Genomic DNA, 15,867 nt, shown 5'->3' on the forward strand with positions numbered 1-15,867 from the left:
AGGACGGCAAGGTACCTGTCGTCACCCTGCCCAACATTCCCGGTGCCGCAGGAAATGCACGTGTCAGTCAACCGGCCTCTCACGGTAGAAAACCAATTGCTTGTGCGTCTGCCGCCAGCCGATCGCGACAGGATCGGCGCTCAAAGCGAGTGCATTGAACTCTTGTCCGGCAGCGTGCTGTATGTACCTGGGCACACGATTGAACACGCCTACTTCCCACGCACGGCTGTCATCTGCCTGATGGCGACGCTCCCCGACCACCACCCTCTCGAAATCAGCCTGGTCGGCAATGAAGGCATGCTGGGGGCCAGCCTGGTCCTGGGTGTGCCGACCGCGCCGATGCAGGCTTCGGTGCATACGTCTGGCAGTTGTCTACGCCTGAGCCGTTTACAGTTGCACGCCGTGCTGAGCGAAATTCCCGCGCTGCGCACCACCCTCAATCACTACCTGCACCTGCAGGTCATGCAGTTGGCCCAGTCTGCGGCGTGCATTCATTTTCACGACATCGAACAGCGCCTGGCGCGCTGGTTATTGATGACCCACGACCGTGCCCATGGCGACCACTTCCACTTTACCCATGAATGTCTGGCAAACATGTTGGGGGTACGTCGCAGCGGTGTGACGCTAGCGGCCGGGTTACTACAGAATCAGGGACTGATTCAATACACCAGGGGCGAGATCACGATCCTCGACCGCAAGGGGCTGGAGGCAGCTTCATGCCTGTGCTACAGCGCTTCGTCGAGTGCGCCCTGACGCATCGACTCTACGCAATGTGGCGCAGAAAGCCCGGGTGTTTCAGGCAGGAGTACGCTGCGCCTGCTCCTGCCTGCGATAGCGGGAAAGCGAAACCCCGGTTTGACGTTTAAAATAGCGGCACAAGTAGGACGCGTCGGCGAAGTTAAGCGCGTCCGCTATCTGGCCAATAGCCAGGTTGCTGTAGGAAAGAAGCGCCTTGATCTCCAAGGTCACCTGCCGATCAATCAGACCTTTGGGGCTGTCATTGAAAAACGCCTTGGTTAGCTGAGACAGGTAGAACGGTGTGATGTTGAGCGCATCGGCATAGAACTTCACCTCTCGGTGCTGCAGGCAGTTTTTACCGATCAACGCCCAGAAACGCCAACTGAGCATTTCCTTGCGGCTGAATGCCATGCTCCCTGTTGGCGTGGCTGGAAGTTGCTCGGCAATCTTCAGAAAGAGATTCTGTAGCTGATTGCGCAGCATGATGTGCCGGTAGGTCGGACAGCACTGCGCAATATCGCGCATCTGCGCCAGCCACCCCTCGATCAGCGGCCGGTCGTCTTCGGCGACAACGCAATGAGGATGGTCATGCAGAAATACGAACAAGGGGTTGGGCAGTTGGTAGGCGACCTCCGCCGCAAAGCTTTTGGGCATCAGGCAAAAAAATACCCTGAATCGGCGTGAACGACGCTTGAGCAAGGCAATCGTGTCTTCAGCCACCACCAGCACATCACCGCGCCTGACCGCACGCTCTTTGAAGTTAAGGGTGAAACGGGCGCTCCCGGACAGGCACACCAGCAACGTCAGGTAGGCATGGCCGAAACATAGTGGCAGCCCTCGCCCTTCGGCCAGCGTGGTGTCGCCCATCCGTATCGGGTCGTCAGGCGCATTAAGTTTCGGAATGTGATGCATCGCGTCTCAACGCTGCAACCAAAAAGGCCGACAAGCTTATCAGCCATCGGCCAGGCAGTTTCTAAAAGTGCCGAAACTGCCGAGCTTCTGGCATGTACCGAAGGTACACCGGCCTCTACGCTGTCCCACCCGAGCTAACCAGAGCCGAGTACCGGACATGAGACTTGAAACGCAACGACTGTTGCTGCGCCCCTGGCAAGACACCGATGCCGCCGATCTCTACGAATATGCCAAAGACAACCGAGTGGGCCCCATCGCGGGTTGGCCGGTGCACACCAGTGTCGAGAACAGCGCCGAGATCATCCGCACCGTCTTCAATCACCCCGAGGTCTATGCGCTCGAATTAAAGGAAAATCACCGTGCGGTCGGTTGTGTCGGTATTCTCATCGGTGGCAACAGCAACTTCGAGATCAGTGAGCAGGAAGGCGAAATCGCCTACTGGATCGGTGTCCCGTACTGGGGCAAAGGCCTTGTTCCGGAAGCCGTGCGAGAAGTGATGCGACACGCCTTTGAAACCCTGAAGCTCAAGGCGTTATGGTGTGGCTACTTTGCTGACAACAGCCAGTCCTGTGCAGCCCAATCGAAGTGTGGCTTCCGCCATCATCACAGCGAAGAAAACAAATACAACCCGTTCCTCCAGGACTATCGGACTGAACACATAAGCTGCATCACTGACCAGCAGTGGCTCGCGCAGACGCTCCCACCGGGATACACGGCGCTGCGTTAACTACACTACTTCGATACAGTGCGGCACAGAGACTTCGAGCATGGCCACCACAACCGCAATCGTATTCGCTGGCGGCGGCAGTCTGGGGGCGGTGCAGGTGGGCATGCTGCGGGCCCTGGTTGAGGCCAATGTTCGCTTCGACATGGTGGTGGGCGCTTCGGTAGGCGCTATCAACGGTGCCTACTTTGCCGCCAGACCCGATGCCGATGGCGTCGAAGCGCTCGCGGGCTTCTGGCGCGGGCTGAGTAAAACCGACATTTTCCCGCTCTCCTGGCTCGATACCTGTAAAGGCCTGCTCAAACGGCGTGGCTTTCTGTTGCAACCGGCGGCCTTGAACCGCTTGCTCGGCCAGGCACTGCCCATCCATCGCATCGAGGAGGCAGCACTGCCCCTGCACATCGTCACCACCGACCTGCTCAGCGGGGCCGAGACCGTGCTGTCCAGTGGCGAACTCGAGCAGGCGTTGCTAGCCAGTGCTGCCATCCCGTTGGTGTTCCCCTGCGTACAAATCGCCGATCGGTTTCTGGTTGATGGCGGCGTGGCAAGTAATACCCCTATTTCGACTGCCGTGGCCCTGGGCGCCAGCAATGTCGTGGTAATCCCCACGGGCATAAGTTGCGCCCTCACCCAACCACCCCGAGGCCTGGTAGCCCTGGCCCTGCACACCGTCAATCTGATGAGCATGCGCCAACTGGTCAGCGACATCGAACACTTCCGTACGCTCACCAGCCTGCACATCGTCCCGCCGTTGTGCCCTGTTGATGTATCGGTGTTCAACTTCGACCAGACCGAGTCGTTGCTGCAGCGTGCCTATGAGCAGACTCTGCGCTGGCTGGACCATGGGGGCCTGGAACGCACCAAGGTACCGGGTGCCCTGACCATCCACTCCCATGCCCATGAGGCGCCTACAGAATTCGGAAAAAACGTACGCTAAGGTTTTTCGATCAGTCTCAGGCCTACCGGGTTGATAGGTTCATGGCCAAACGCGAACGTCAGTCGCACTGTTTTCACCCTGCTATCTATCCTCGCGGGTGTGCCACAGCCGCAGCAGGAAGATAGTCGAATCCACTATCTCGTAACGCATCTCGTATTGGCCGATCTGAATTCGGCGCACATCCCTTGGCACGAACTCTTCCAGGCGTTCGCCAATGCGCGGGTTGATCAGCAGTGTGGTAGGTGCGGCTGTGAGCTGCTGCACCGTTCGTGCGGCGGCAGGCTGATTTACCGAGGCCAGAAACGCGTACAGTCGAGAAACGTCGGCAAGCGCCGCGCTTGTCCACTTCAACTCCATCAGCGCGGCACCGGCAATGGTGTGTCGGTGCTGAGGCTATCAGCCCAGGCCTGGACAGCCTGGTGGTCAATAACGCGGCCAGCGTCAACATCGGCCAAAGCCTCATGGGTCAGGCGACTACGCTCTTCTTCCTGCTCTATCCAAGCGGACAGAGCCTGCTTGACGATCCAGTTTTTGGAGCGCTCCAGACGCACTGCCATCAAATCAACCTTTTGGGCCAGTTGCTCAGGGACGTGAGCCGTGACAGATCGGGTTTTCGCGGTAGTTGCCATGATGTTGATCTTCGTCAGTTCGATTTGATTTTAATCACAATGAATAACTATACACCGTCAAGCGTGCCACCCGTTAGCTGGCGCGGCACACAGCTTGTGCTAGCGTTTTGAGGCCAATCCCTCATTTTCGAGCCCCAGCCATGGACGAAACCATTGTTAACGTGACCACCGCGAAGTTCAACGCGTTCCTCGCGCTGGTGCAACAGTACGGGGCCGCTTTCGCGGTCAAGATTCTCTCCGCCATCGCCTTCTGGATCGTCGGGCGCTGGTTGATCGGCTTTGCCGTCGGCATGGTGCAACGGGCGCTGACCAAGCAGAAGCTCGACCCGACCGTGCTGCGCTATGTCGGCTCGGTGATCACCGTGACGCTGAACATCATTCTGGTAATCGGCATCCTCGGTTACCTCGGCATGCAGACCACCACCTTCGCCGCGCTGCTCGCTGCGGTCGGGCTGGCCATCGGCATGGCCTGGTCGGGGCTGCTGGCCAACCTTGCGGCCGGTGCCTTTATTATCGTTCTGCGCCCGTTCAAGGTCGGTGACTTCATCAGCGCCGGCGGCGTGATCGGTACGGTCACCGAGATCGGCCTGTTCGCCACCGCGATCAACACCCCGGACAACGTGCTGACCCTGGTCGGCAACAACAAGATCTTCAGCGACAACATCCAGAACTTCACCCACAACCAATACCGCCGTGTCGATCTTCAGGCACAGCTGTCTGGCGCAGCCGACTGGAAGGCGGCCGCAGCGTTGCTCAAACAGCACATCGCCGCACTGCCCAATGTGCTCGCGGAGCCTGCGGTGGATGTGGAGATTCTGGAATTCAACCTGGTCGGCCCGGTGCTGGCGGTGCGCCCGTACTGCCATAACGAGCATTATTGGCAGGTGTATTTCGACACCAACCGCACCATCAAGGATGCCCTCGGCGAGGCCGGCTTCCCGGCCCCGATGCCAGCGCAGACGGTGATCGTCCAGCAGCAAGCCGGGTAAACGACAGCGACGTCACATCACATGAGGCAATAGAAGTCGCTGACTTGTGCAACGATCTCACGTTTGGCGTTGTACAGCCGTGCCTCAGGCGTCAACGCCATCGAGCGGCCCTCGAGCACATAGCGTTGCCCCGCTTCGAAATGTGCGTAGTTCAGGGTCAGGTAGCAGATGCGTACGGTGGGGCCGCCCATCATGCCCATGCCCCCGCCGCCGGTAACTTCGTAGTCGAAGCGCACCACCAGCTCATGGCTGCCGGGGCTGACTTGGAAAAAGCGCCCGTCGCTCAGGCGCTGTTTATCCAGACGCTCGGCCAACAGCAATCGGTCGTTGGGGAATGGGGTGGAGAAATCGACCCATGCCATCTGCGGATTCGCCGCTGGCAGCGGGGCCTGACAACCCGCAACCACACTGGCTGCGAGCACTAGCAACAGCCTGCGCATAATAAATGCCCGAAGGGGATACAGCTTCAGCATAGCCCCGCCAGGGGGCATTTTGTTGAAATGATACGCGCGCACCTTGCCCGAACACGCACCTGCACTAAAATCAATTAGCCAGGCTCTATCGGCCCGGCACACGCTCGCCGCTTCGCACGTCCGACCCCATCGACGTAGTGCAAGCCGCCGCTAGCGGCTTCTGGATCCGGTCCCGCTCCTGCGTCAAGGGCGACCTGATCTGGATTGCGCGCCATGGATACCAACAAGGATTCCACAGGCAATTATTCCGTATGGCTGCCCGGCAGTGCAGTGGTGCTGAGCCTGGTGATTTCTGCCTTTGCGCTGACCCGCGACCCGTTCCTTGAAACGCGCCCGGTCGGTGCCCAGTTCCAGCCGCAAATACCCATTGAAGCACGCCTGTGGCAGGACCCCTTCGATGCGCTGGAGCGCTACCGTAAACGCGCCAGGGAAAAACGCGACCCGCCCGCCCCGCTGCCGTGCGCGGCCGATCTGCCGCGCGACAACGCCCAACTGCTGGTGGCACTGGTGGAGGATGGTGCCTATGCCGAAGCCATCGAGCTGCGTCGGCGCACGCGGTATGCCATTCTTGCGGGCCTGAAAAGTGCGCGCCTGGTGCCCGAAGACGAGCAGCATATCGGCTGTTTCGCCATGACCCCCGATCTGCGCTGGAGCATGGCCGATGGCGCTGTCGAGATCCCCTACGAAAGCTTCGTCAGTAACCCTTTCGAGCCCGCCCTGGGCAGCAATCAACCACCCCGGCCCGAGACGTCAACCCGTCTGCTCTGGCTCAAGCAGGAAGTGCTCAAGGGCGACCCATTGGGCCAGCTGGAGCGGCTGCGCAATGCCCTGGCTGCAGATCCGGGCAAAGACACGCTGAAAGTCATCGGCCCGGCCGACTCGGCGATGCTGCGCGAGATCTATCTCCAGGAAGCCCATGCCCGTTACCAGATGAGTTTCAATGGCAGAGACGTCGAGATTCCGCAACTCGTCGAAATCTACTCGCCGCTGGCCACGGCTGATAAAAAACTGCTGATGCGTGGCTTCGATGCCAAGGGTCGAACCCGCGTCACGCCCATGAAAAAACTCAAGCTGTTGCGCACCGTCAGCGACGACGCCAGATTGGCTCAGCTGCTGCTGGAGGAGCTCAAACGGCGCAGTGTCGATCCGGCTACCGGCGCAGGCTGTGCCCCGCCCAGGAAAGAAAAGGAGTGTTTCCAGGGCGCCGGCTGGCGCAAGGCCAATCGCGTCGCATTGATCTCTGAATGGGACAGCTTCTACAGCCGCGCCCTGATCGAGAGTTTTCGCGCACAAGTCGGCGATCAAGCCGGGCTTGCGCCTGGCAACGCGTCCAATGTCGATCACTGGGTCCTGCATTTCAGCTACTTGCGGGGTCTGGACGGTCGGCTGCCGGAAGAAGCCATCGCCAAGACCGAGCAGAAAACCGACAAAGACCATCGCGAGCTCGACCTTGGTCCACTGGAAAGATCGGACGGCAACTCGCAACTGGACTATCTGCGCCGACTCGCCGACCACATTCAGGCGCAGGACCAGGCCTACCGCCGTGCCAACAAAAACGGCATCGGTGCCATCGGCGTGATGGGCCTGGACACTTATGACAAGCTGCTGGTGCTGCAAGCGCTCAAAAGCCGCATGCCGAACAAGCTGTATTTTTCCACCGATCTGGATGCACGCATGCTGCAGCAAGGCCAAGCCCAGGTGACGCGCAATCTGGTCCTTGCGGCGCCCTACGGCCTGACCCTGAACCGCGCCTTGCAGCAAGACATGCCGCCCTTTCGCGACAGCCTGCAAAGTGCAGTCTATATCTCGGTGCTCGCCGCCCTGTCGCCGCAGCCCTTCAAGGCCAAGCGCCGTAAATTCGACTATTCCCGATCGCAACTCCTGTCGCCCGGCATCTATGAAGTGGGCATGAGCGGCTTCATCGCTCTGGACAGCAAGCCTGTACAACAACGCGCCTCCAACTGTGCAGCAGACGGCGGCGATGGCTCAGGCAAGGCCAGCTACATCCGCCCGCAAAACATCATGGACGTGGATTGCCTGCAGGACCCATCGCCGCCGCCCTATCCGCAGACCGCGCAGGCGCTCATAGAGCGCCTGCGTGGTATGCAATCGCTTTTCCGGGCGGGCCCGCTTGCGCTGGTGCTGCTGATGCTGGGGCTGCTGGGCTGGTGGAGCAGCAACCTTCGCCAAGCGAACCGGGGGCTGCGTGCATGGCTGCCGCCGTCACTGTATGGCGCGGCGGCCGTCACTGCCTGGTACGTCACCCGTACCGGGCCAATAGAGTGGCTGTGGCTGAGCTTCGGCCTGATTGTGATGGGACTGATCGGCTCGGACCTGAACCGTCGCAGGTGGCAACACAAGGCCACTGCTGCGCAAGAAACGCCTTTGCTCAGCAGTACCTTCAGCGCCAACGCCTGGTACGTGCTTGTGCCGCTGGGCATCTTCGTCCTGGCGTTGCTGGAAGCCTACAAGAATCGTGACTGGCTCACCGAGAATGGCCTGGGCGAACCGATGTTCCTGTTCGAGGGCATCAGCGCCTGGCCAACACTGGCGCTGCGTTTGCTGGCGGTGCTGATTTGCGTTGCTGCGCTGTTATGGGGCTGGCGCAGCTTGTGCCTGAACCGCCAGGAGATCGAACGCGAATTTCAGCTCAGTAGTCTGATGCAGCGCTATCGGGTCGGTCTGTGGCATCAACTGCGACAATTGACCCGGGATGGCAGCCTGCGTCCACTGCACCGGTTGGCAAAAGCCGTGGGGCTGTGGCTGTACCATATCTTCCTGCCGCTCTCGCCTAACACACCGCGAAGCTTCGGCACGATTCATGACAGCCGCCTGCAATCATTCGCCGGCAACGACCCGCGTGTCCCCGGGCTGTTTCTGGTGTACTGGCGCGAGCACTGCATTTGCGGAAGCTTCGGTGCCAGGCTGTTGCGTTCGTCGCTCGCGACCTGGATCTTCCTGGTGCTCACCAGCACGCTGTTCGTGCTGTGGCCCATGGATGGCTCGCCAACACGCGGCACGTTGCATCTCCAGATCTGGAGTTGGCTACTCCCTACCCTGGCCTTCAATCTGCTGGTGTTCTGGGTAGTCGATGCCAACCGCCTGCTGACCCGTTTCATCCGCCAACTGAGCAACGACTTTTCGATCTGGCCAAAAGCATTGCGCCAGGAGCACCGACGCATTTTCGGCTTGCATACGCACGCGTGCATCGACGAATGGGTCGGGCTGACGCTGGTCGCCAAGCGCACAGCCGCGGTCAGTCGGCTGATCTATGCACCGACTCTGGTCTTGCTGATTCTGATCGCCTCCCGCAGTAGCCTGTTCGACAACTGGTCAACACCGCCCGGGATGATCATCACATTCGCCCTGACCGGGCTGATTCTGCTCAGTTCAGCCCTGTCGCTGCGCTGGGCGGCCGAAAAAGCACGGACCATCGGCCTGCAAAGAATCGATCAATACCTGCTGGAAACCCCGGACAACAACCCCGAATACATCAACAAGGTTCACTTGATTCGCGAACGCATTGTGGCACTCAACACCGGTGCCTTCTCCCGCTATGCCGATGAGCCACTGGTGCGCGCACTGCTACTGTCGCTGACCGGCATCGGCGGCTCGGCAATCGTCGATGCGTTGAACTACGCGAAGTTCTAGATCCTGCCCCGACACGGTTCTGCAGCGCATCTGTCCGGCACATGAGAAAGCCCTCCGTGGAGGGCTCGATCGACAATTGCCCGGTTTTTAGCCGGGTTGCTGCACGTAGCGCGCCAGGCGCGGGTCGCGGCTCATTAACGCTGGAGCAACGAATCGTTGAACAACACGCGCCCTCGTTAGAGGGTTTAGGCGAACCTTGGGCCAAGTTCAAAGTTGCCGGGCAAAGAGTTGGTTTTACTCAAGGTCAGGCCCCTCCCCCATGCCCGCCAAGCAAACCGACAATCGGCAGCGGTTGTTCGTTGCAGTGACTTTCATTATGAAATTCATCGTGCAATATTATGGTCATAATATTTTCTCGCCCGTTGCCCATCAACCCTTCACAGGGGTCATTTCGCGATGAACGCTAAAGTCAGCATTGAGCCCGAACACACCGAGGCCGGCGCCTCTTTACCCGCCCGCCGCAAGCAAGCAGTGCGTCTGGGGCTATTGGCGCTCGCCTTGCTTGGCGCCGTCGGCTATGGCAGCCACTGGTGGCTGGCCAGCCGCTTCATCGAAGACACCGACGACGCTTATGTAGGCGCCGATGTCACCATCATCAGCGCCAAAGTGCCGGGCTATATCAGTGAGGTGACGGTGCTGGACAACCAGTTCGTCAAGGCTGGAGATGTGCTTGCCCGCATCGATGTACGCGACTATCGCGCGGCCCTGGCAAAGGCCGAGGGCGCCGTGGCCGCGCAACAGGCCAGCCTGATCAATCTGGATGCGATCGAACAGCTGCAACAGGCGGTAATCAACCAGGCCAGGGCCCAGATCGACGCGACCGATGCCGAAGCGCAGCGCGCCGCAAGCGATCACACGCGCTACCAGACCCTGGTTCGCACCCAGGCCGTGTCGCTACAGAGCGCCCAGCAGGTCGAAGCCACCTGGAAAGCCGCCCGCGCCGATCGCGCCCGGGCAGACGCCGGACTCATGGCCGCACACCGCCAGCTGAGCGTGATCGACAGTCAGCGTGGTCAGGCCCAGGCCGCCCTGCAACAGGCACAGGCCGATCGCGAACAGGCCCTGCTGAACATCGGCTATACCGAGTTGCGCGCCCCCGTCGATGGCTATGTGGGCAACCGCCGCGCCAGGGTCGGCGCCTACGCCGCTGCGGGCAGCCAGCTGCTCTCGGTAGTGCCGGCAAAGGGCTTGTGGATCGACGCCAACTTCAAGGAAGACCAGCTGGCGCACATGCAGGTGGGTCAAGCGGTCAGCATCCGCGCCGATATCCTGCCCGGCCGTGAGTTTCACGGTCATATCGAAAGCCTGGCGCCTGCCACCGGTGCACAGTTCAGCGTACTGCCGCCGGAAAACGCCACCGGCAACTTCACCAAGATCGTCCAGCGCGTGCCGGTCAGGGTACGCCTGGACAGCGCCGACGCCGACTTCGGTGCGCTGCGCCCGGGGTTGTCGGTGGTGGCCGAGGTCAATACCCGTGAAGCGCCGCAACCGGGCGATGTGGCGCTGGCAAGCCGGCCATGAACAGCCCCCTGCCTACACTCGGCACGGCGCAGAAAGTCGCCGCCTTCGCCAGCATGTGCGTCGGCATGTTCATCGCCTTGATCGACATCCAGATCGTTTCCGCGTCGCTCAAGGAAATCGGCGGTGGACTGTCGGCCGGCGCCGACGACACGGCCTGGGTGCAGACCGCCTACCTGATCGCAGAGATCATCGTCATCCCTATGTCCGGCTGGCTCTCGCGGGTGATGAGCACCCGCTGGTTGTTCGCGCTGTCGGCTGCAGGCTTCACCCTGACCAGCCTACTCTGCGCGTTGGCCTGGAACATCCAGAGCATGATTGCCTTTCGCGCCTTGCAAGGCTTTCTCGGCGGCTCGATGATCCCGCTGGTCTTCACCACGGCCTTTATGTACTTCACCGGCAAGCAGCGGGTGATCGCCGCCTCGACCATTGGCGCGATTGCCTCTCTGGCCCCCACCCTGGGCCCGGCAGTGGGCGGCTGGATCACCGACATTGCCTCCTGGCACTGGCTGTTTTACATCAACCTGGTACCTGGCCTGCTGGTTACCGTGGTCGTGCCGATGCTGGTCAAGGTCGACCGACCCAACCTCGCCCTGCTCAAGGGCGCCGACTACCTGGGCATGCTGCTGATGGCGGTGTTTCTTGGCTGCCTGCAGTACACCCTGGAAGAAGGCCCGCGCTGGAACTGGTTCAGCGACAGCACCATCGTTGCAACGGCCTGGATTGCCGGCCTCAGCGGCACGCTGTTCATCTGGCGGTGTCTGCAGATTGCCGAGCCCATCGTCGACCTGCGCGCCCTGGGCGATCGCAATTTTGCCCTGGGCTGCCTGTTTTCCTTCGTCACCGGCATCGGCATTTTTGCCACCATTTACCTGACCCCCTTGTTTCTCGGGCACGTGCGTGGCTATGGCGCGCTGGACATCGGCCTGGCGGTGTTTTCCACCGGGGTATTCCAGCTGCTGGCGATCCCGGTGTATGCGCTGTTGGCCAACCGCATCGACCTGCGCTGGATTTTGATGCTCGGACTGAGCCTGTTTGCCCTGTCGATGTGGGACTTCTCCGCAATCACCCATGACTGGGGCGCCAAAGAGCTGCTGTTACCGCAGGCAATACGCGGATTTGCCCAGCAGATGGCGGTTCCGCCGGTGGTCACCCTCACCCTCGGCGCCCTGGCCCCGGAGCGTCTGAAGCTGGCCTCGGGTTTGTTCAACCTGATGCGCAACCTCGGTGGCGCCATCGGTATCGCGGCCTGCGCCACCGTACTCAACGACCGCACCAACCTGCATTTTCTGCGGCTGGCCGAGCACCTCAACAGCCGCAACGAAGTCATGAATGCCTGGCTTGAGCAATGGAGCGTCAACGCCCAGTTGCTTGGGCAGAACAGCCTCGATGCCAGCCAGGCGGCGCTGCATCAACTGTGGGCGCTGACCTGGCGAGAAGCGCAAACCCTGACCTATGCCGACGCTTTTCTGATGATCATGGTGTGCTTCGCGGTGACCACGGCGCTGGTGCCGTTGATGCGTAAAGTCCAGCCGCCCCGGCAACCATCCGCTGACGCTCATTAGCACTGCGGACATCGGGATACACGACAGCCTCACGTAAAATCAAAGGTCCTTCACGGAACCCCGGGGAGCATGATCTTGGGACTGGACTGGACTGGACTGGACTGCACCGCTTGAACATCGATGACCTGAAGCTGGATATGCAAGTACCGCAGATGGTGCTGGCAAGCGCCTCTTATGACCTGGACGCACAATGGAGGCTGCTGACCAGCCTCGGTTGGCAGCAATGGAGCGAGTTCGACGAAATCGGTGTGGCCACTGCACGTGATTGGCGGGGGTGCGGTGTGGCGGTTCTGAAGGTGCTGATCTTATCAGGGAGGCCCCGCGCGTATCAGCGCAGCTGGGGCCTGAGTTCGATCACTGCTGCTGCCAGTAAGGCTCGATCCCCTGCAGACGAGGATCATCGGGGGCGACCTTGCGCATGCGCTGCACATACTCGAACGCTTCGTTACGTTCGCCTGCCAGGGCATGCAGATAGATCAACGAGTACAAAAGGTCAGGATCGTTCGGTGACTGCTGCAGACCACTACGCAGCGCACTGATAGCCTCATCGCGACGGTTCAGGCGCGACAACAGCAAGCCCTGGTTGTAGCGAATCCGGGTGTTGCCCGGCAGCGCCTCTGCTGCCGTTTGCATCCACTCCAGTGCTTGCTCGGCCTTGCCCTGCTCCACCAGCAGCAAGGCGAGCATGTACGCCAGGTTGCCATGGTCGGCGACCGGCATCTTGTCCAGGGCCAGACCTTCGCGCAGGACCTGCCCGGCTTGATCGAGCTGCTGCGAGGCACTGAGCAGGGTCACCAGGTTGACCCGCGCGGGGACGAAATACGGGTCCAGCTTCAAGGCCTGGCGATACTCGTCCATCGCTTCTGCGTCGCGCCCCTGACGGCTCAACAGCACGGCCAGATTGAGGCGCCCACCGGGCAGGTCGGCGTTGCCGCGCAAGCGCTGTTCGTAGTCGGCCAGCAGGGACTTGAACGACTCGCGCGATTCCGCCGGAAGCTGCTCTGCCGGCACATCGGCCAACGCCCTGACAGCTTCATCGCGCACCGCCAGGGTCGGGTCCTTGAGCAGCGGCAACAACGGCTGCAGGCGTTGCGCCGGGGGAACGCTGGCAAAGCCCGAAACGGCATAGGCACGGACCAATGCACTGCTGTCCTGCAGCGCCCAGCCCAGGCTGATGACCGAGCGGGCACCGAGATCGGCCATCTGCTCAGCGGCCGAAGCCCGGACAATCGCCGGTTTACCCTTTTCGGCCAACACTGCGTTGAGTTCGCTGAAGGCGATCCCCTCGCCGCTGCGCACCGCGTGGAAATTCTCGCCATAGTGCGGCGGGCGCTGCGGCTGGCCGAACCAGCCGTCGATGGCCTTGGCCGCCCATTCTGGCGTTTGTTGCTGATGGCAGGCCGTACAGGCGTCCGGGCTGCCATCCTTGCTCGCCAGGTCCGGCCGTGGAATGCGCAGGCTGTGGTCACGCCGGGGATCGACCACCATGTAGGTCTTGGTCGGCATGTGACAGTTGACGCATTGCGCACCGGGTGTGCCCGCAGGGTGGTGATGGTGCGCCTGGCTGTCGTAGTCCTTGGCTTGCAAGCTGGGAAAACGGGCTACCGGTGGCTGGCTGTTGTGACACTGCAGACAAAGGCCGTTGCCTTCGATCTTCACTTTGCTGGTGTGCGGGTTATGGCAATCGGTGCAGCCTACCCCCGCTGCAGACATCTTGCTCTGGGTAAACGAGCCATATTCGTAAACTTCGCCATCGATCTGGCCATCGGCGTGGTAGAGATCGCTGCGCAAGGTCGCCGGCAGGCTCTGGTCCAGCTGTGGATGCCCCGGCATATGCCCGACGCCGAGGGTTTGTCGACGGCTGTGGCAAAAGGCGCATTGCTCGACCAGGCCCTGGCTACCCAGCGCTTTGTAATCCACCGCCAGTCCTGCCTCGGTTGCAGTGGCATAGGTCTTTTCACCGGTTTTTGCCGTTTTTGCCCAATCGACATGGGCCTGGCCAGGCCCGTGGCAGCTTTGGCAACCGACGTTCTTTTCCTGCCAGGTAGTGTCAAAGCTGTCGTCGCGGTCGTTGTAGTTTTTCATCAGCCGCGTCGAATGGCAGTCGGCGCACATGCCATTCCAGTTCTGGTAGCGGCCGGTCCAGTGCAAGGGATCGTTGGGGGCAAAGCGCTGGCCGGGGTACAGGGAAAACCAGCGTTGCCCGCCCTGTTCCCTGGTACGGCTGTCCCAGGCAATGGTCAACGCCTGCAGCCGCCCGCGTGGCAAGGCCACCAGGTACTGCTGCAGCGGGTAATGACCGAAGGTGTAGAGAATTTCGAAATCCGCCGCCTTGCCCGCTTCGCCCTCGGTGTTGACGAAGAAGCGCTTGCCCTTGGAAAAGAACCGGGCCTTGACCCCAGCCTCATCGAACTGCGCGTTCTTGAAGTTGCCCAGAACGTTGGCAGCCGTGGCGTCGCGCATGGCCCAGCCATGGTCGGAGTCCTGCCACTGTTTTGCTTGCTCGGTATGGCAGCCAAGGCAGGTAGCAGTAGCAACGTAACCTTGGGCCGAATCGGCCTGCGCGGGCGATGCGGCAGACACCGCACTGGCCCAGGCCGGAAACAGCCCGGACAACACCAGCAACATCACACTTGAACGCAACCCGTGCTGAAATCTGGACAGCCAACTGTCCCTAGCCTTGTCGTGCCCCATTCCCTGCTCCACGGTCAATTCATCTCGCCCTGTGCCGGGCGTTTTTAGCCTCTGCGGGCATTGGCCGCGCGCTTCAGGCTAGTGCATCTTTACCACAACAGGTGGCCGAAATTCCCAAAAGACCTGATTTCTATTCCGAATAATTCAGCCAGTTCTCGGTGCATCGAGCGTCTTCAGCAAAATCGATGCATTGTTAACTGCCCCCGTCAGTGGACGAGAAAAGTTCAATAAGTTATGTTTCCCAGCAACTTTCGGAAGATAGACATCTCGACAGTTACGAGTATTAAAAAGATTGTAAGATCCTTCCTACAATTACTTTTAATCTCAAACATAACTTATCAGCGCGCCAACAAGGATGTCAGTGCCTGAGCACGCGCCGTGCTGTAACAGCAGGCGTCTAACTCATACGCCATAGGGACCATGCGCCATGTCCACTCATGATTTTCAATTGACCTACTCCATCCCCGAAACCATCGATGGCAGTTCAGCCACTGCGCGGGAAAAAATGCGCGATCACCAAGGCTGGGCAACTGTCTGTGATATCGACACCACCTTGACCGGCCAACTTCCACTGCAAGGCTTGATCAGCGAAAAACGCAAACAGGCCGAAAAAGAAGTGAAGAAGGTCATTCAGGAACTGCTCAAGCAAAGTCGCAAGCATAGCGATTTGAAACTCCATGCCAGCTTGATGGTCTGTGGCCTGGGTGAGCATATGCGTTTCGATGTTACGGCATAACTGATACCTGCCTCGGGCATCAGGCGCCCCCCATCCTGCCTGGTGCCCACAGGCCAATATCCCACGATCACTGCCCTGCGCCTTTCTCACCGGGCGCCTGCGCCGGTGCAGTGAACCAACGCTCCTTGGGCACACGCTTCTCTTCCTGCGGATCGGCCAGATAGTGCGGCGACATGATCTGCACCCCGTACTCATTGAATACATCCTGAATATTGGCGTGCAGCAGGCTCAACAACTCGGCGCGTGGCCGTTGTGAGCTTGTCCTTGCTTTCGAATCTGGAGAAATAAAACTGTCGCAGGC

The 15,867-nt window shown here is 60.5% G+C and carries 13 protein-coding genes and 1 pseudogene; 8 read left to right on the top strand and 6 right to left on the bottom strand.

Going from position 1 to position 15,867, the window contains the following annotated elements; translation table 11 throughout:
* Positions 1-54 precede the first annotated feature (54 nt).
* A complete protein-coding gene (locus NPS47_RS03610) occupies positions 55-753 on the top strand; it encodes a Crp/Fnr family transcriptional regulator (protein ID WP_274293731.1) in 699 nt (232 codons plus the stop codon).
* Between the two features lie 42 nt (positions 754-795).
* On the opposite strand, the gene NPS47_RS03615 is transcribed toward NPS47_RS03610, so the two are convergent.
* Positions 796-1,650, bottom strand: a complete 855-nt coding sequence (locus tag NPS47_RS03615) for a helix-turn-helix domain-containing protein (protein ID WP_274293732.1) — start codon at positions 1,648-1,650, stop codon at positions 796-798.
* Between the two features lie 157 nt (positions 1,651-1,807).
* On the opposite strand from NPS47_RS03615, the gene NPS47_RS03620 reads away from it, so the two are divergent.
* Both NPS47_RS03620 and NPS47_RS03625 read left to right on the top strand, forming a co-directional pair.
* Positions 1,808-2,377, top strand: coding sequence for a GNAT family N-acetyltransferase (locus tag NPS47_RS03620; RefSeq protein ID WP_274293733.1), 570 nt, complete (start codon positions 1,808-1,810; stop codon positions 2,375-2,377).
* A 40-nt stretch (positions 2,378-2,417) separates the two neighbouring features.
* Positions 2,418-3,311, top strand: a complete 894-nt coding sequence (locus NPS47_RS03625) for a patatin-like phospholipase family protein (RefSeq protein WP_274293734.1) — start codon at positions 2,418-2,420, stop codon at positions 3,309-3,311.
* A gap of 81 nt (positions 3,312-3,392) precedes the next feature.
* On the opposite strand, the gene NPS47_RS03630 is transcribed toward NPS47_RS03625, so the two are convergent.
* Together NPS47_RS03630 and NPS47_RS03635 are read right to left on the bottom strand one after the other, a co-directional pair.
* A complete protein-coding gene (locus NPS47_RS03630) occupies positions 3,393-3,668 on the bottom strand; it encodes a type II toxin-antitoxin system RelE/ParE family toxin (protein ID WP_274293735.1) in 276 nt (91 codons plus the stop codon).
* On the bottom strand, positions 3,668-3,940 hold the full coding sequence (locus NPS47_RS03635) for a CopG family ribbon-helix-helix protein (RefSeq protein ID WP_274293736.1): 273 nt from the start codon (positions 3,938-3,940) through the stop codon (positions 3,668-3,670). The genes NPS47_RS03630 and NPS47_RS03635 overlap by 1 nt, the downstream gene beginning before the upstream one ends.
* 140 nt (positions 3,941-4,080) lie before the next feature.
* Here NPS47_RS03635 and NPS47_RS03640 point away from each other — a divergent pair, with 140 nt between their 5' ends.
* On the top strand, positions 4,081-4,929 hold the full coding sequence (locus NPS47_RS03640) for a mechanosensitive ion channel family protein (RefSeq protein ID WP_274293737.1): 849 nt from the start codon (positions 4,081-4,083) through the stop codon (positions 4,927-4,929).
* 17 nt (positions 4,930-4,946) lie between these two features.
* Here the strand turns inward: NPS47_RS03640 and NPS47_RS03645 are convergent, their stop codons facing one another.
* Positions 4,947-5,369, bottom strand: a complete 423-nt coding sequence (locus NPS47_RS03645; RefSeq protein WP_274293738.1) for a hypothetical protein — start codon at positions 5,367-5,369, stop codon at positions 4,947-4,949.
* A 246-nt stretch (positions 5,370-5,615) separates the two neighbouring features.
* Here NPS47_RS03645 and NPS47_RS03650 point away from each other — a divergent pair, with 246 nt between their 5' ends.
* The 3 genes from NPS47_RS03650 (at position 5,616) to NPS47_RS03660 (ending at position 12,136) form a co-directional block, all read left to right on the top strand.
* A complete protein-coding gene (locus tag NPS47_RS03650; RefSeq protein ID WP_274293739.1) occupies positions 5,616-9,053 on the top strand; it encodes a hypothetical protein in 3,438 nt (1,145 codons plus the stop codon).
* 396 nt (positions 9,054-9,449) lie between these two features.
* The gene (locus NPS47_RS03655) at positions 9,450-10,574 is read left to right on the top strand and encodes an HlyD family secretion protein (RefSeq protein ID WP_274293740.1); all 1,125 of its coding nucleotides are present in this window, start codon (positions 9,450-9,452) and stop codon (positions 10,572-10,574) included.
* The gene (locus NPS47_RS03660) at positions 10,571-12,136 is read left to right on the top strand and encodes a DHA2 family efflux MFS transporter permease subunit (RefSeq protein ID WP_274293741.1); all 1,566 of its coding nucleotides are present in this window, start codon (positions 10,571-10,573) and stop codon (positions 12,134-12,136) included. The genes NPS47_RS03655 and NPS47_RS03660 overlap by 4 nt, the downstream gene beginning before the upstream one ends.
* 354 nt (positions 12,137-12,490) lie before the next feature.
* Here the strand turns inward: NPS47_RS03660 and NPS47_RS03670 are convergent, their stop codons facing one another.
* Positions 12,491-14,764: a tetratricopeptide repeat protein gene (locus tag NPS47_RS03670; protein ID WP_274293742.1), complete on the bottom strand. Its 2,274-nt coding sequence runs from the start codon at positions 14,762-14,764 to the stop codon at positions 12,491-12,493.
* A gap of 493 nt (positions 14,765-15,257) precedes the next feature.
* Between NPS47_RS03670 and NPS47_RS03675 the strand changes: the two genes are divergently transcribed.
* Entirely contained in the window at positions 15,258-15,566 is a 309-nt protein-coding gene (locus NPS47_RS03675) for a hypothetical protein (RefSeq protein ID WP_274293743.1), read from the top strand.
* Positions 15,567-15,633: 67 nt separating this feature from the next.
* On the opposite strand, the pseudogene NPS47_RS03680 reads toward NPS47_RS03675, so the two are convergent.
* A pseudogene (locus NPS47_RS03680) lies at positions 15,634-15,825 on the bottom strand (mechanosensitive ion channel family protein); the annotation flags it as partial.
* Positions 15,826-15,867: the final 42 nt, after the last annotated feature.

The sequence above is a fragment of the Pseudomonas putida genome (assembly GCF_028682475.1).
Classification (GTDB): domain Bacteria; phylum Pseudomonadota; class Gammaproteobacteria; order Pseudomonadales; family Pseudomonadaceae; genus Aquipseudomonas; species Aquipseudomonas putida_AG.

Excerpts from the sequence above, each read along its gene's own strand:
- NPS47_RS03635 (WP_274293736.1), bottom strand. The coding sequence starts at position 3,940 with ATGGCAACTACCGCGAAAACCCGATCTGTCACGGCTCACGTCCCTGAG.
- NPS47_RS03655 (WP_274293740.1), top strand. The coding sequence starts at position 9,450 with ATGAACGCTAAAGTCAGCATTGAGCCCGAACACACCGAGGCCGGCGCC.
- NPS47_RS03620 (WP_274293733.1), top strand. The coding sequence starts at position 1,808 with ATGAGACTTGAAACGCAACGACTGTTGCTGCGCCCCTGGCAAGACACC.
- NPS47_RS03645 (WP_274293738.1), bottom strand. The coding sequence starts at position 5,369 with ATGCGCAGGCTGTTGCTAGTGCTCGCAGCCAGTGTGGTTGCGGGTTGT.
- NPS47_RS03670 (WP_274293742.1), bottom strand. The coding sequence starts at position 14,764 with ATGTTGCTGGTGTTGTCCGGGCTGTTTCCGGCCTGGGCCAGTGCGGTG.
- NPS47_RS03675 (WP_274293743.1), top strand. The coding sequence starts at position 15,258 with ATGTCCACTCATGATTTTCAATTGACCTACTCCATCCCCGAAACCATC.
- NPS47_RS03610 (WP_274293731.1), top strand. The coding sequence starts at position 55 with ATGCACGTGTCAGTCAACCGGCCTCTCACGGTAGAAAACCAATTGCTT.
- NPS47_RS03650 (WP_274293739.1), top strand. The coding sequence starts at position 5,616 with ATGGATACCAACAAGGATTCCACAGGCAATTATTCCGTATGGCTGCCC.
- NPS47_RS03630 (WP_274293735.1), bottom strand. The coding sequence starts at position 3,668 with ATGGAGTTGAAGTGGACAAGCGCGGCGCTTGCCGACGTTTCTCGACTG.
- NPS47_RS03625 (WP_274293734.1), top strand. The coding sequence starts at position 2,418 with ATGGCCACCACAACCGCAATCGTATTCGCTGGCGGCGGCAGTCTGGGG.
- NPS47_RS03640 (WP_274293737.1), top strand. The coding sequence starts at position 4,081 with ATGGACGAAACCATTGTTAACGTGACCACCGCGAAGTTCAACGCGTTC.
- NPS47_RS03660 (WP_274293741.1), top strand. The coding sequence starts at position 10,571 with ATGAACAGCCCCCTGCCTACACTCGGCACGGCGCAGAAAGTCGCCGCC.
- NPS47_RS03615 (WP_274293732.1), bottom strand. The coding sequence starts at position 1,650 with ATGCATCACATTCCGAAACTTAATGCGCCTGACGACCCGATACGGATG.